The 14,909-nt window shown below is 52.9% G+C and carries 10 protein-coding genes and 1 pseudogene; 4 read left to right on the forward strand and 7 right to left on the reverse strand.

Annotation, left to right across the window (positions count from 1 at the left end):
• Nucleotides 1-8: 8 nt before the first annotated feature.
• Nucleotides 9-1,793 (reverse strand): GMC family oxidoreductase, encoded by a 1,785-nt coding sequence (locus QRY16_RS13365; protein WP_289776932.1) that lies wholly within the window; start codon nucleotides 1,791-1,793, stop codon nucleotides 9-11.
• 2 nt (nucleotides 1,794-1,795) lie between these two features.
• Nucleotides 1,796-2,533 (reverse strand): gluconate 2-dehydrogenase subunit 3 family protein, encoded by a 738-nt coding sequence (locus tag QRY16_RS13370; protein ID WP_289776933.1) that lies wholly within the window; start codon nucleotides 2,531-2,533, stop codon nucleotides 1,796-1,798.
• Between the two features lie 273 nt (nucleotides 2,534-2,806).
• Here QRY16_RS13370 and sbmA point away from each other — a divergent pair, with 273 nt between their 5' ends.
• On the forward strand, nucleotides 2,807-4,048 hold the full coding sequence (sbmA, locus tag QRY16_RS13375; protein ID WP_289776934.1) for a peptide antibiotic transporter SbmA: 1,242 nt from the start codon (nucleotides 2,807-2,809) through the stop codon (nucleotides 4,046-4,048).
• Between the two features lie 43 nt (nucleotides 4,049-4,091).
• On the opposite strand, the gene yncE is transcribed toward sbmA, so the two are convergent.
• From yncE to gltP, 4 genes are all read right to left on the reverse strand, one after another.
• Nucleotides 4,092-5,144: a 7-bladed beta-propeller protein YncE gene (gene yncE / locus QRY16_RS13380; RefSeq protein WP_289776935.1), complete on the reverse strand. Its 1,053-nt coding sequence runs from the start codon at nucleotides 5,142-5,144 to the stop codon at nucleotides 4,092-4,094.
• 203 nt (nucleotides 5,145-5,347) lie between these two features.
• Entirely contained in the window at nucleotides 5,348-6,892 is a 1,545-nt protein-coding gene (locus QRY16_RS13385; RefSeq protein ID WP_289776936.1) for a methyl-accepting chemotaxis protein, read from the reverse strand.
• A 246-nt stretch (nucleotides 6,893-7,138) separates the two neighbouring features.
• On the reverse strand, nucleotides 7,139-8,041 hold the full coding sequence (murQ, locus tag QRY16_RS13390; protein ID WP_289776937.1) for an N-acetylmuramic acid 6-phosphate etherase: 903 nt from the start codon (nucleotides 8,039-8,041) through the stop codon (nucleotides 7,139-7,141).
• A 224-nt stretch (nucleotides 8,042-8,265) separates the two neighbouring features.
• A complete protein-coding gene (gene gltP, locus QRY16_RS13395; RefSeq protein ID WP_193405854.1) occupies nucleotides 8,266-9,567 on the reverse strand; it encodes a glutamate/aspartate:proton symporter GltP in 1,302 nt (433 codons plus the stop codon).
• A gap of 584 nt (nucleotides 9,568-10,151) precedes the next feature.
• On the opposite strand from gltP, the pseudogene acs reads away from it, so the two are divergent.
• From acs to QRY16_RS13410, 3 genes and pseudogenes are all read left to right on the forward strand, one after another.
• Nucleotides 10,152-12,106: pseudogene (gene acs / locus QRY16_RS13400) on the forward strand (acetate--CoA ligase).
• 138 nt (nucleotides 12,107-12,244) lie between these two features.
• The gene (locus QRY16_RS13405; RefSeq protein WP_193405852.1) at nucleotides 12,245-12,574 is read left to right on the forward strand and encodes a DUF485 domain-containing protein; all 330 of its coding nucleotides are present in this window, start codon (nucleotides 12,245-12,247) and stop codon (nucleotides 12,572-12,574) included.
• On the forward strand, nucleotides 12,571-14,208 hold the full coding sequence (locus QRY16_RS13410; protein WP_289776938.1) for a cation acetate symporter: 1,638 nt from the start codon (nucleotides 12,571-12,573) through the stop codon (nucleotides 14,206-14,208). Before QRY16_RS13405 ends, QRY16_RS13410 begins: the two co-directional genes overlap by 4 nt.
• A 49-nt stretch (nucleotides 14,209-14,257) precedes the next feature.
• Here the strand turns inward: QRY16_RS13410 and QRY16_RS13415 are convergent, their stop codons facing one another.
• The gene (locus QRY16_RS13415; RefSeq protein ID WP_289776939.1) at nucleotides 14,258-14,803 is read right to left on the reverse strand and encodes a YfaZ family outer membrane protein; all 546 of its coding nucleotides are present in this window, start codon (nucleotides 14,801-14,803) and stop codon (nucleotides 14,258-14,260) included.
• Nucleotides 14,804-14,909: the final 106 nt, after the last annotated feature.

Below are 14,909 nucleotides of genomic sequence, written 5' to 3' on the forward strand. Positions count from 1 at the left end.
CGTTTTCCTTATGCCTGCACCAGTGGACCCGGATTTTTCAGGTACTGCTCGCGAATGGCTTTTGCTGACCAGTAAGCCAGCGCGGCCACCATGCCCGTCGGGTTATAGCCCAGCCCCTGCGGGAAGGCTGATGCGCCCGGTACAAACACATTCGGCACGTCCCAGCTCTGCAAATAGCGGTTTACTGCGCTGGTGTTCGGATCCTCACCCATAACCGCCCCGCCATTCATATGGGTGGTTTGGTATACGGTGGAATCGAAATGGCTGTCTGCATTTTTAGCGGCGCCCATGATCAATTTAGGGTTCATCGCTTCGGCAATTTTATGCATCTTGCTGACCATAAACTGCGCCATCTTGATGTCGTTCTCCTGCCAGTCAAAGGTCATACGCAGCAGCGGCTGGCCGTGAGCGTCTTTGTAGTTAGGATCGAGATCGAGGTAGTTTGCGCGATATGACTGGTGCGCCCCGTGAGCGTCCATTGATACGTGATGCGTGTAGGTATCAGCGACGGCGGCTTTCCATTTACTGCCCCAGTTTGGCGTGCCGGTTGGTGTTGGCAGGCCAGAAATGGGCTTGGTGCCTGCCTGGTTGACCCAGAACGGCGAGCCACCCACGAAACCGTGCGGGCCGTGGTCAAAATTGTCAGCATTAAAATCATCAACGCCGACACCTGCGCCACCCGCGCCAATAAACGGGTTAGTCGTGGTGTTTTTGTCGAACAGCGCTTTCAGCGTAGAGATGTTCTGGTAGGCGAAGTTGCGGCCAACTGTGCCTTCGTTCGTTAGTGGATTGTACGGCTTGCCGATACCGGATAGCAGCATCAGGTGCACGTTGTGGAACTGGAAAGCAGACAGGATCACCAGGTCCGCAGGCTGTACGACTTCGCGTCCCTGACCATCAACATAGGTCACGCCGGTGGCGCGCTTTTTGTCATCGGTCAGGTTAACGCGCAGTACGTAGGAGTTATTGCGTAGCTCAAACTTCGGTTCCTGACGCAGCGCCGGGAGGATATTCACATTCGGTGAGGCTTTAGAGTACATGTAGCAGGCGTAACCGCTGCAGTAACCGCAGAAGTTGCACGGCCCCATCTGCGCGCCGTAGGTATTGGTATAAGGACCAGAGGTGTTCGCTGAAGGCAGATCGTAAGGATGATAGCCTACCGATTCAGCCGCTTGTGAAAACAGTTGTGCCGAATAGGTGCGTTTTTGCGCAGGCAGCGGGAAGTTATCCGAGCGATCTGGCGCAAACGGGTTACCGCCTTTGTCTTTACCGACCACCTTGCCTTTGATGCTCCACGCGCTGCCGGAGGTGCCAAATACCTTTTCAGCTTTATCGAAGAAGGGTTCCAGCTCATCGTAAGTCACGCCAAAATCCTGGATCGTCATGCCTTCCGGGATAAAGTTCTTACCGTAACGCTCTTCGTAATGGCTGCGCATCCGCAGTTCGGTTGGATCGACCCGGAAGTGCACGCCAGACCAGTGCAACCCGGCGCCGCCGGTTCCAGTGCCGGGTAAAAATGCCGCCAGCTGACGATACGGTACCGCCGTTTGTGACGCGTTATGGCGAATCGTCACGGTGCTTTTGGACAGATCCTGAAACAGCTTTTTGCGGATGTTATAAGTCAGTTCATCGATTGATTGCGGATAGGATCCATCCGGATACGTATCGCGATGCGGACCGCGTTCCAGCGCCAGGACGTGAAGCCCGGCTTCGGTCAGCTCTTTCGCCATGATCGCGCCAGCCCAGCCAAACCCGACAATTACTGCATCTACTTTTTTATTTTCATTGGCCATGCTTACGTTCTCTCCCCGCGAATCGACACTGACGGGAACGGATAACGTTCGCCGCGCTCTACCCAGTCCATAAAATCAGCACGCACGCCAGGGAAGCCAATCAGCTTCCAGCCCACCATGCCCTGATTACCGCCGTGGATGGGATCGCTGAAGAAACCTTCGCGGGTGTTTTGAATCAGAAATGCAAAAAAGGTTTTGCCCGGCAGCTGCTTAAATTCGGCCTTACCGCTTTCCATAGCCTGGAGCAGGGCATCTTGCTGCTCGCCATTGAGTTCAGCGAACACCTTGCCGTGCTGCTGTTTGCTGTAATCATCAGCGTCGGCCAGGCCAAGACGATAGATTTGCTGCGGCACCAGCGGCAGCTGATAACCCAGCTCTTTCGGCAGATCGGGGTTAAACGGGCCCTGCATATACCAGTTCGCCCCTGTGGCGTAAGGGGTATTCATCTGACGATCGATAAATTCAGGGACACCGGCTTCCAGCGCGCCGGGACCGCGTTCATCGTTGGGGATCAGGCGTGCTACCGCCGCCTTGATAAAAGCGAACTCTTCGGCAGTAAACCAGTTGGGTTGATAGTCGCGAGCATGTTGCGGGCCGGCTGGTTCGGCATCTGCAGCCTGCGTCGCCAGCGGTGTTGCTAACGCGCCTATGGCGGTGCTGCCCACCGCCATAGCTGGCGCCAGGGTGATGGTCTTCAGCAAAAAATCCCTGCGTGAATGACCCTTTTTTTGTTCTGACATGACATTGCCTCAGTACCGCATATAATGCGGCATAAAAGGATAAATGATTGCGTTGTAATATTTTTTATATACGGGTTTAGGGTTACAGCTTTTTGTTACCGGTAACAATGGGCGCTAGTGTAACACCACAAGCGATAAAGATTTAGGGCGTCGAAACAAAATCGCACAATTTCATTAACATTTATCCGGGCGCTGTCATTGTCAGAAACATCCCACAACAGACAGATAACGGCCAAAACGATATAACAGACTGCACACAACAGCGGAGAGCCTATGTTTAAATCCTTTTTCCCCCGGCCAGCGCTGTTTTTCAGCTCAGCGGCAATATGGAGCCTGCTGGCGATTTTTGCCTGGTTCGGTTTTGCCGATCATTTACCTGAGCGATGGGCTGCCTTTGATGCCGCCATGAAACAACCGCTACCGACTACAGCCGCGCGCTTTATCGCCGCCAGCCAGCTTTGGTTTTACGCCTATTACTGGATCATGGTGACCGTTTTCGCCCTTGCCTGGCGGATGGTTGATAACCATCCCTGGCAGCGCTGGTCCGTGTGGGGTTCAGCCCTGATTATCTTCGTTACCTGGTTTGGCGTGCAGGTTGGCGTAGCGGTTAACGCATGGTACGGGCCGTTTTACGATTTGATCCAGAAGGCGTTAACCAAGGCCGGATCGGTACAGATCGCGGAATTTTACGCCGAAGTCATAGCATTTCTCGGCATCGCTTTGATCGCGGTAGTCATTGGCGTGATGAATTCCTTTTTTATCAGCCACTGGGTGTTTCGCTGGCGTACCGCGATGAATAACTACTACATGCACAACTGGCAGCGTCTGCGTCAGGTGGAAGGCGCCGCGCAGCGTGTCCAGGAGGACACAATGCGTTTTGCCAGCACCCTTGAAGACTGGGGCGTGAGCTTCATTCAGGCAATTATGACGCTGGTGGCCTTTTTGCCCGTGCTGGTGACGCTATCGCATCACGTAAAAAACGTGCCAGTTCTCGGCAATCTGCCTTACGCGTTGGTGATTGCTGCGGTGCTGTGGTCAGTGTTTGGCACTGGATTGCTGGCGCTGGTGGGCATTAAATTGCCAGGGCTGGAGTTCCGCAATCAGCGGGTAGAAGCCGCCTATCGTAAAGAGCTGGTGTACGGTGAAGATGATGCAGAACGCGCCTCGCCACCCACGGTGCAAGCGCTGTTCGGCCGTGTGCGCTTTAACTATTTCCGCCTCTATTTTCACTATCTGTACTTCAATATCACCCGCATCCTTTATCTGCAGGTGGATAACGTATTTGGCCTGTTTCTGCTGTTTCCGTCGATTGTCGCGGGCACGATAACGCTGGGATTACTGAACCAGATCACCAATGTTTTTGATCAGGTGCGCGGCTCATTTCAGTACCTGATTACGTCGTGGTCAACGCTGGTGGAGCTGATGTCGATCTACAAACGTCTGCGCAGTTTCGAGCAGATTTTGCAGGATATTCCGCATGAAGAGATGATGCGCGAGGCGTCAAAAGACGTTTAGAAAAGTGTCGGCCCCCATTACCGGGGGGCCGGTATGCCCTGGATTACAGCGCGATACGCATTACGCTGTCAGGATTTTTTGGCGGCTCTTTACGCGAACCCGGCTGTTTCACGCTGACAAACAACGCTTTGCCATCCGCTGACAGAGCCAGGCTATTCGGCAGACCCGGCGTTTTCACCGTACGTTTCACTTTATAGCTGCTGGCATCAATAATACTGACCTCGCCCGCTTTACGGTGCGTGACGTACAGTTCGTCGCGATCGGCATTGAACAGCACGGCCAGCGATTCCGGCACGTCAATTTTGTGGATAACTTTCTGATCACGTAAATCAACCACCAGCACATGCGGCTGTTTTGAGTCGCTGAGGAAAGCGCGCTGGCCCTGCGTATCCAGCGAAATATTCAGGAAGAAGTGCTGTTTATCCGCATCAATCTTCTGCTTTCTTTCCACCGCGTTGGTACGCGCATCGATGGTCACCAGCTCACCGTCACCATTCGTCACATACACTTTCTGTGCAGCAGAATCGATGGCTAAACCGGTGCCCATTTTGCCGGTATTCGGCACGGTGCTAATCAACCGTAGCGTTTTGCCTTCCACCACCCACACCACGCTTTCGGGGCCTAAGCCGGTGACATATACGCGATCCGTTTTTGCATCTACCGCGACTTCACGCGGCTGCATCGGACGGACGTGCTCGCTACGTTTGCGACCATCCAGCACCAGTGTGTTCAGCACCTTGCCGCTACTGGCATCCACCGCGGTCAGCGCGCCATTGATGGTATTGCCGAAATAGAGAATGTTGGTTTGTGGATTAATCGCGGCGCCAAACGGTTTTAGCGCGGTAGGAATAGCTTGCTTTACCGCCAGATTCTGCGGATCAAGACGAAAAACCGTGCCGCCCTGGCCGTCAGGACTGTGGGTAGTGGCAAGAAACAGCGTGTTATCTTTCTGACTTACCGCCAGTTCATAAGCGCCTTTGCCAATCGGTTGAGTCAGATCATTGCCCTGGGCTGCTGCCAGGCCTGAAACAGTAAACAGCGCTGTTGCCAGCAGCAGTGGACGCAGCGTCCATTGCTTAGTCGTTAAAGCTTTCATAACTTCTCCATAGTAAATCCACCGCGAAACGCAGCGGAAAGAAAGCTCACCATTACCACCAGATAAATAAAGCAAACAGCCTGACACCGGCTGATGAAAGTTTTTTTGAGAATAATAATTATTTCGCAGAGAAAGGGACAGAATTATTATTGATTGTTTTGTGCGCTACGTGCCGGGCAAGGCGGCACGCAGGCTGTCGCGTCTTAACGGAACACGCTGATCGCTTCCACCAGGCGATTGGCCTGATGTGTCATACGACCCGATGCTTCAGCGCTTTCTTGCACCCGGGCGGCATTTTGGTGGGCAATATCATCCAGATCCTCTACCGCGGTGCTCACTTCACTCAGCGCGATAGATTGCTCAGCCGTGGCGGCGCTAATCTGGGCGATCAATGAGGTCACGTTCTGCACCTGAGACACAATATCCTGCATGGTCCGGCCTGCTGCATCAGCATGTTCATTACCGGACCGCACGCGGCTGGCGCTGGTTTCTACCAGCGTTTTGATTTCACTGGCGGCCTTGGCGCTGCGCTGCGCCAGATTGCGTACTTCACCTGCCACTACCGCAAAACCTTTACCCTGCTCACCAGCACGCGCGGCTTCTACCGCCGCGTTCAGCGCCAGAATATTAGTCTGGAAAGCAATGCCGTCGATGACGCTGGTAATGTTGGCGATACGCTTAGAGCTGTCAGCAATTTCGCCCATCATCTCCATCATCTCTTTCATCACTTCGCCGCCTTTGATTGCCGCGCTGCTGGTATCCGCAGAAAGCGCGTTAACTTCGCTGGCGGTTTCCGTGTTGCTTTTCACAGTAGCAGCCATTTCGTTCATGGTGGCAGCAGTTCGCTGCACGTTAGCGGCTGATTGTTCGGTGCGGCGGCTCAGTTCATTGTTGCTGCGGGCGATCGCATCGCTGGCGCTTAATACGTTAATCGCCTGGCCGCTAACATCGCCCACCAGCCAGCGGAACATCAAACCAAGTTGCTCAATGGCACGCAAAGTCATGCCTATTTCATCGACGCGATCCATCTGCTCAACTTTATGGCTGGCACCGGTTGCCACGCTCAACGCTTGCCTGCACATCCGTTCGATGGGGCGGGAAATCTGTTGCTCCAGCCACAAACTGGCCAGCAGCAGTAAAAGCGCCATCCCGCCGGCAAAGCAACCGAGCGCCACAGGCGCCATGCCGGTTAGCCAGACGCCGACAACGGACAGCGGCAGCAGCGCAAATAACGTGCTGCGAATACGCCAGCGCAGCGGCAGCGTTTTCAGAACTGAACTGAAACGACGCCAGCCGCTGCGTACAATCAGGCCTTTATGAAAGCGACGGCCTTTTGCACGGCCTTCGCGGAAATCGCGGTACAGCCTTTCGGACTGGCGTACTTCTTCTGCGCCCGGTTTGGTGCGTACTGACATGTAGCCCTGCACTTTGCCGTCACGTACGACCGGTATAGCGTTGGCACGTACCCAATAATAATCGCCATTTTTACGGCGGTTTTTGATGAGCGCGGTCCAGGGTTCGCCCTGTTTCAGGGTCGCCCACATATCAGCAAACGCTTCCGGTGGCATATCTGGATGGCGCACCATATTATGCGGCTGCCCATTGATTTCGTCGGGAGAAAACCCGCTGGCCTCAATAAACGCATCGTTGGCGTAAGTAATGTAGCTGTTGAGATCGGTGGTCGACATGAGCGTCGCGCGATCGTCAAACACATACTCATGCTGAGATACGGGTTGGTTGTTACGCATGTAAGGTCCTTGAGGCAAGCCGGCCCAAAAATAAAAATCGGTGTAGGTTTTTTACCTTTTCGGCAAAACTACCCACACTCTTTAGCAATTCTGAATAATTTTTTATTTTAAAAAGACCGCATTACTGTACTACCACCTCGACTAACCCCACTACCGGCCTGGCTCAGCATCAAATTTCATGAATCCCACCTTGCCGGTAAAAATGCCCATCCCGGCATCGCAGATAAACCATTAATCTTATGAAGCTCACACGTTATGCAGCGCCTGACGAATAAAGCCCTGATGCCTGGCGAGCAAGGCTTTCGCTTCATCCGCTTCCAGCCCACCCAGCACCATAACAATGGCGGTTTTACAGTGACCAGAGCATGACGTTAACGCCGCACTGGCGGTAGCTTCATCGCAGTCGGTCGCCTGCATAACGATATTGATCTGACGCTGTAGCAGCTTCTGGTTAGTGGCTTCGACGTCAACCATCAGGTTGCCATAGACTTTACCACTACGGATCATGGCCCCGGTAGTGAGCATATTCAGCACCAGCTTTTGCGCCGTACCGGCTTTCATGCGTGAAGATCCGGTGAGGATTTCTGGCCCTACCAGCGGGGTTAATGCCATGCGGGCGACTTGTGCCATTGTACTATTGGGATTACAGGTGAGCGCGGCAGTGGTGGCACCGCAGGCACTGGCATATTCCAGTGCGCCAAGCACATAAGGGGTACGCCCACTGGCCGCGATGCCCACCAGAATATCTTTATGGCTGAAATGGATGTCTTTTAAATCCTGAGCGCCCTGCTCACGGTTATCCTCAGCGTTCTCAACTGCCTGTAAAATTGCCGTATGTCCCCCTGCAATTAACCCCACAACCTGGGTGCGTGGCGTGCCAAACGTTGGCGGACATTCGCTGGCATCCAGAATACCTAAACGTCCTGAGGTGCCTGCTCCACAATAGATAAGCCGTCCGCCGACCTGAAAAGCCGCGCAAATCGCCTCAACCACTTCGGCAATTTGCGGCACGATAGCTTCAACGGCCAGCGCTACCTTTTTGTCTTCGTCATTAATAACGCGCAGCATCGCTTCGGTAGAGAGTTCATCAATGTTCTGGCTGGCGGGATTGCGACCTTCGGTGATCATCTGGCTGAGATCGATTTTCATTACAGGCTCCGTTTAGGAATAATTTATTCTTTGTGTTTTTTACCATAAAGCATGTTAATTCATCAGGTGAGATCCCTGTTTTATTGATGCGGCGAGGGCCTTAAAAGAGAGGCGTTGATGAAGGTTTAGCGCTTTCGAATCCGCTGTTTCCTGCCGGAAAATACGACAAAAGAAAAAGGGCTCAACATCTGTCGAGCCCTTAAATTTGTACCATTCAGCCGGAATTAACTCGCGGTCTGCGTCCGCAGCTTTAGTTCATACTCTGCTGCCTGTTTCGCATCGAACTGGTCTTCCCAGCGGGCAATAACCAGCACCGCCAGCGCATTACCAATAACGTTCAGTGCGGTGCGCGCCATATCCATGATGCGGTCGACGCCAGCGATAAATGCCAGTCCTTCCAGGGGAATACCGACACTGCCCAGCGTTGCCAGCAGCACCACAAACGACACGCCAGGCACGCCTGCAATGCCTTTCGACGTCACCATCAACGTTAATACCAGAATGATTTCGTCAGACAGCGACAGATCAATGCCATACAACTGCGCGATAAAGATCGCGGCAATGCTCTGGTACAGCGTTGAACCATCCAGGTTAAACGAATAGCCCGTCGGCACCACGAAGCTGGTAATGGCTTTCGGCGCGCCGTAGGCCTCCATCTTCTGCATGATGCGCGGCAATACGGTTTCAGAGCTTGAGGTCGAGTAAGCAAGGATCAGCTCATCCTTCAGAATACGCATCAGCGTGGTAATACGCAGCTTACAGAAGCGCGCCACCGCACCCAGCACTACAAAAGCAAAGAACAGGATCGCCGCGTACACCAGCAATACCAGCTTCGCCAGCGGCCACAATGAAGCAAAACCGAAGTTAGCAATGGTGACAGCAATCAAGGCGAACACGCCCACCGGCGCATAACGCATGATCATGTGTGTCACTTTGAACATGGTTTCAGAGATGCCACGGAACACATTGACCAGCGGATCACGTTGTTCTGACGGTAGCGCCGACAGGCCCATGCCGAATAACACCGAGAAGAAGATGATAGGTAGCATGTCGCCTTTCACCAACGAGGCAAAGATGTTCTGCGGGATCAGCGACAGAATGGTGGCAACCAAACTGTGTGGTCCATGTTGCACCGCTTCGGTCGTGGCTTCGTATTTAGAAATATCTACCGTCACCAGTGTTGACATATCAATGCCACTGCCGGGCTGGAATACATTGGCCAGCGTAATGCCCACCACAATGGCAAGGGTGGTAATGACTTCAAAATAGATGATGGTTTTGACGCCAATGCGTCCCAGCTTTTTCGCATCGCCGACACCAGCAATTCCCACTACCAGCGATGAAACCACAATCGGCACCACAATCATCTTGATCAGATGAATAAAAATATCGCCTGCCGGGCTGAGAATATTAGTGATTAACCATTCACGATCGTCTGGCTGATTATGCAACACAGTGCCGACTACGATACCCAGCACAAGTGCAATCAGGATCTGCCAGGCCAGGCTAATTTTAAAACCTTTCATAACGCGTAATTTCCTCAGTCAAAACCCGTTTCTCTCTACTGCGAAGGTGCAGAAGACAATACACACAGGGAAGTGAGCAAAAAGCCCGGTAAATTAGAGGGTGTTTGTAGACAGCGCCTCGCACGGAAATGCGATGATTCCCATACCCATTTTCAGACGCGGTCTGAGTTGATACCTGAACAACAGGGGCGAGATAAGTACCACTTTCACTAAGGTAAATGCAACCCTTGGTGACTTCGTTTAAATCTTCACCAGAATCCCAGAATAATATGCTGACTCAGTACTTAAAACCTAACCTGCTGTTATGAAAAGTATTAGTACGATAAGTTTACGCATAGCTATGCAGGAATGGCTAAAAATACCCCTGGTTCGTTTGCTGAATTTTTAAACAGGCAAGACACAAAATGTTGCAACTTAATTCTCTATTTTATGCAAGAGGTTAAGCCTGTTTCGTTCGGTAAATTCACTCAATATCACCTGAAGTTTAGTGCGTGATCTATGGCGCAAAAAAGAAACAAAGCTTTGGGGCAGGCTTCAATTAACCTTTGATTGACATATGATTAACCTCTTCAAGGAGATCCGCCATGAGCCAAATATATAAACATCCTGTTCCAGAGAATATCGCAGCAAACGCGTTGATCACTGCCGGGCAGTATCAGACGATGTATCAGCAATCGGTTGACGATCCGGATGCCTTTTGGGGAGAACAAGGAAAAATCCTTGACTGGATGAAGCCTTACAGCAAAGTTAAAACACCTCTTTTGCGCCGGGTAACATTTCTATTCGCTGGTACGAAGATGGCACGCTCAACCTGGCGGCAAACTGCCTTGACCGACATTTACAGACGCGCGGCGATCATCCTGCCATTATCTGGGAAGGTGATGACGCCAGCGAGAGCAAAACCATTACCTTTCGTCAGCTTCACGCTGATGTTTGCCGCTTTGCCAATGTGCTGGAACAGCTTGGTGTCAGGAAAGGCGACGTCGTGGCGATCTACATGCCGATGGTGCCAGAAGCGGCAGTGGCGATGCTGGCCTGCGCGCGTATTGGCGCGGTGCATTCCGTGATTTTTGGCGGTTTCTCGCCTGAAGCAGTAGCCGGTCGCGTCATTGATTCCAACGCCAAACTGATGATTACCGCCGATGAAGGCATCCGTGCGGGACGCAGTATTGCGCTGAAGAAGAATGTTGATGATGCGCTAAAAAATAGCCATGTCACCAGCATCACAAATGTGGTGGTGCTTCAGCGCACCGGCAAAGACATTGGCTGGCAAGAAGGCCGCGATTTATGGTGGCATGACCTGATGAAAGATGCCAGCCACACTCACTCCCCTGCCGAGATGCAAGCAGAAGACCCGCTTTTCATCCTCTATACCTCTGGCTCGACCGGCAAGCCGAAAGGCGTGCTGCACACCACTGGCGGTTACCTGGTGTATGCCGCCACGACCTTTAAGTATGTGTTTGATTACCATCCAGACGACGTCTATTGGTGTACTGCCGACGTTGGCTGGGTCACCGGTCACAGCTACCTTTTGTACGGCCCGCTGGCCTGTGGCGCGACCACGTTAATGTTCGAAGGCGTGCCAAACTGGCCAACGCCACGGCGCATGGCTGAAGTCGTTGATAAACATAAAGTTACGCTGCTGTATACCGCGCCAACGGCGATCCGTGCGTTGATGGCCGAAGGCGATACTGCCATTGAAGGCACTGACCGCAGTAGTCTGCGTATTATGGGATCGGTAGGTGAACCTATTAATCCTGAAGCCTGGGAGTGGTATTACAAGAAGATCGGCAACAGCCGCTGTCCGATTGTTGATACCTGGTGGCAAACCGAAACCGGGGGCTTCATGATCACACCGCTGCCAGGCGCAACCGAACTCAAAGCCGGTTCAGCGACCAAACCCTTCTTTGGCGTGCAACCCGCGCTGGTGGATAACGAAGGCAACCCACAACAAGGTGCGTGTGAAGGGAATCTGGTGATCACCGACTCCTGGCCGGGCCAGGCCCGTACGCTGTTTGGCGATCATGAACGCTTTGAACAAACCTATTTTTCCACCTTTAAAAACGCCTATTTCAGCGGCGATGGCGCGCGGCGCGATGAAGATGGCTATTACTGGATCACCGGGCGTGTAGATGATGTGCTCAACGTCTCCGGTCATCGTCTGGGTACAGCGGAAATTGAATCGGCGCTGGTTTCACACCCTAAAGTTGCCGAAGCTGCGGTGGTGGGCATTCCGCACAGCATCAAAGGCCAGGCGATTTATGCTTACATCACGCTGAATCACGGCGAGGAACCTTCCCCTGAGTTGTATACCGAGGTGCGCAATTGGGTGCGAAAAGAGATTGGCCCGATCGCCACGCCGGATGTATTGCACTGGACCGATTCACTGCCGAAAACCCGCTCCGGCAAAATCATGCGCCGTATTCTGCGCAAAATCGCTACTGGCGATACCAGCAATCTTGGTGATACCTCAACGCTCGCCGATCCTGGCGTAGTTGAGGAATTACTTGAGGAAAAACAGTCCATTAAAATGCCGTAAGTTATCCGGCTGGAAGGTTCACGCTTCCCGCCATTCAATCTCTACGTAGTGTGTTTCTGTAGTCACATATAAAAATATTTTGGCCTGACCGCGCGCTTGCGTGAGGTTCACGCCTGCAAATCCTCTGGAGAAACTGTGATGAACGACGCCCTTTCAAGTCAGGATGCAATCTACCAACAGATCGAACGTAACCCCCGTTTTCATGAACTGGTTCATAAGCGTCAGGCTTTCGCCACGCTGCTGTCACTGATCATGCTGGTGCTGTATGTCGGCTTTATTTTGCTGATTGCCTTCGCCCCCGCCTGGCTCGGTACTCCCCTTCATCCCGGCACTAACGTGACGCGCGGAATTCCCATCGGCATTGGCCTGATTGTGGTTTCGTTTGTGCTGACCGGCATTTACGTCTGGCGCGCCAACGGCGAGTTTGATCGCCTGACGAAGCAGATCCTTCGCGAGGTGAAATCATGATGCATCTCACGTTATGGATACTGGCAGCGCTGCTGCCCAGCGCTGCCATGGCTGATGCGCTGACTGGCGAAGTACAAAAGCAGGCGACTAACTACCAGGCGATTATTATGTTTGTGGTGTTCGTCGCTTTCACACTCGGCATCACCTATTGGGCGTCGAAACGTACCCGTTCACGCAGCGACTATTACACCGCTGGCGGTAATATTACCGGCTTACAAAATGGTCTGGCGATGGCCGGTGACTTTATGTCAGCGGCCTCATTTCTCGGTATTTCCGCGCTGGTTTATACCTCGGGCTACGACGGACTGATCTACTCACTCGGCTTCCTGGTCGGCTGGCCAATGATCCTGTTTTTAATTGCAGAGCGCTTGCGTAATCTTGGCCGCTATACCTTCGCCGATGTGGCGTCCTATCGTCTGCAACAGAAACCGATTCGTACCTTATCGGCCTGCGGTTCGCTGGTCGTCGTGGCGCTGTATTTGATTGCGCAGATGGTCGGGGCGGGCAAATTGATCCAGCTGCTGTTTGGCCTGGATTATCATATTGCGGTAGTGCTGGTCGGGATTTTGATGGTGATGTATGTGCTGTTCGGCGGCATGCTCGCTACGACCTGGGTGCAGATCATCAAAGCGGTCTTGTTGCTGTTTGGCGCAACCTTTATGGCCGTAATGGTGATGAAAGCCACGGGTTTCAGCTTCAATACGCTGTTTACCGAAGCGATGGCAGTGCACCCTAAAGGAATAGCCATTATGCAACCCGGCGGGCTGGTGAAAGATCCCATATCGGCGCTGTCACTCGGTCTTGGCCTGATGTTTGGTACGGCGGGGTTGCCCTTCTTCACCGTCGCGGACGCCAAAGAAGCGCGTAAAAGCGTGTTCTGGGCTACCGGCTTTATGGGCTACTTCTATTTCCTGACTTTTATTATCGGCTTCGGCGCAATTCTGCTGGTGGGCGCCAATCCAGCCTTTAAAGACGCAAGCGGTGCGTTAATTGGCGGCACCAATATGGCGGCGGTACATCTGGCGAATGCCGTTGGCGGCAGTACTTTCCTCGGTTTTATCTCCGCCGTGGCCTTCGCCACCATACTGGCGGTGGTTGCCGGTCTGACGCTGGCCGGAGCCTCAGCGGTTTCTCACGATCTTTACGCCAGCGTTTACCGTAAAGGCCAGGCAAGCGAACGTGATGAGCTGCGAGTATCAAAAATCACCGTGCTGGTGCTTGGCGTGGTGGCAATTGGTCTGGGGATTCTGTTTGAAAAACAGAATATCGCTTTCATGGTCGGCCTGGCGTTCTCGATTGCCGCCAGTTGTAACTTCCCGATTATCCTGCTGTCGATGTACTGGTCAAAACTGACTACGCGTGGCGCCATGGTTGGCGGCTGGCTGGGTCTGATCACGGCGGTGGTACTGATGATTCTTGGTCCAACAGTTTGGGTCCAGGTTTTAGGACACGCAGAGCCGATTTACCCGTATGAATATCCGGCGCTGTTCTCAATGCTGATTGCCTTTGTCGGCACCTGGTTATTCTCCCTCACCGATAATTCGGTACAGGGCGCGGAGGAGCGCAGACGCTTCCGTGCGCAGTTTATCCGTTCACAAACCGGTGCAGGAATCGAGCAAGGCAAGGCGCATTAAAAAAAGGGCGGCTACCCACGGTAAGCCGCCCTTCTCTTTTTCTGTCGGATTAGAAACGCAGTGACGCGCCCACGTAGGGACCATCTACCAGCACGTTATCCTTGCGCCCACCTTTGTTGTCCAGCTCAATGTACTGATACCCAACATGCAGATTCAGCATAGAAATTGGTGTAAAGCTCAGGCCTCCCGCAGCTTCCCGATAACTGTCGAGATGATCGGTAAGCCCTTCAGGCGCATAGTAATATTCGCCGTACAATCCCCACATACTGTTAAAGCTATAAGCCGCACCCGCTCCCAGCGCTAGCGCAAAGCCATCTTTTCCATCTTCTGGATGGGTAAAGATCGTTTTTGCGGTCGGCGCTAAACGTAACGGACCCACATCTACGTTGTAGCCCAAACCTACACCGTAAGTGCTGCCGTCGTGATCGCTGCGCAGCCAGTTGCCTTTTAGAAACAGCCCCGGCGAGGTCGTGCCGAGTCCCAGATTCAGATTAGTATTGTGCTCACCGACATCAACACTTCCTTCGATTGCCTGTGCAGCACCGCTCAACAAAACGAGGCCCAGTGCGCTTCCAGTAACAAGTTGCTTTAACATGATTCCACTCCGTGAAGGACAATAATTTCGGCGGCAAGGGTAACAGCCTGAAAAGTGGAGACAACTAAATTTGGAAAGCTTTACGTAAACAGACATGTCATGGCAG

The sequence above is a fragment of the Mixta mediterraneensis genome, from assembly GCF_030283135.1.
Taxonomy (GTDB): domain Bacteria; phylum Pseudomonadota; class Gammaproteobacteria; order Enterobacterales; family Enterobacteriaceae; genus Pantoea; species Pantoea mediterraneensis.

Excerpts from the sequence above, each read along its gene's own strand:
- QRY16_RS13365 (WP_289776932.1), bottom strand. The coding sequence starts at position 1,793 with ATGGCCAATGAAAATAAAAAAGTAGATGCAGTAATTGTCGGGTTTGGC.
- QRY16_RS13370 (WP_289776933.1), bottom strand. The coding sequence starts at position 2,533 with ATGTCAGAACAAAAAAAGGGTCATTCACGCAGGGATTTTTTGCTGAAG.
- sbmA (WP_289776934.1), top strand. The coding sequence starts at position 2,807 with ATGTTTAAATCCTTTTTCCCCCGGCCAGCGCTGTTTTTCAGCTCAGCG.
- yncE (WP_289776935.1), bottom strand. The coding sequence starts at position 5,144 with ATGAAAGCTTTAACGACTAAGCAATGGACGCTGCGTCCACTGCTGCTG.
- QRY16_RS13385 (WP_289776936.1), bottom strand. The coding sequence starts at position 6,892 with ATGCGTAACAACCAACCCGTATCTCAGCATGAGTATGTGTTTGACGAT.
- murQ (WP_289776937.1), bottom strand. The coding sequence starts at position 8,041 with ATGAAAATCGATCTCAGCCAGATGATCACCGAAGGTCGCAATCCCGCC.
- gltP (WP_193405854.1), bottom strand. The coding sequence starts at position 9,567 with ATGAAAGGTTTTAAAATTAGCCTGGCCTGGCAGATCCTGATTGCACTT.
- QRY16_RS13405 (WP_193405852.1), top strand. The coding sequence starts at position 12,245 with ATGAACGACGCCCTTTCAAGTCAGGATGCAATCTACCAACAGATCGAA.
- QRY16_RS13410 (WP_289776938.1), top strand. The coding sequence starts at position 12,571 with ATGATGCATCTCACGTTATGGATACTGGCAGCGCTGCTGCCCAGCGCT.
- QRY16_RS13415 (WP_289776939.1), bottom strand. The coding sequence starts at position 14,803 with ATGTTAAAGCAACTTGTTACTGGAAGCGCACTGGGCCTCGTTTTGTTG.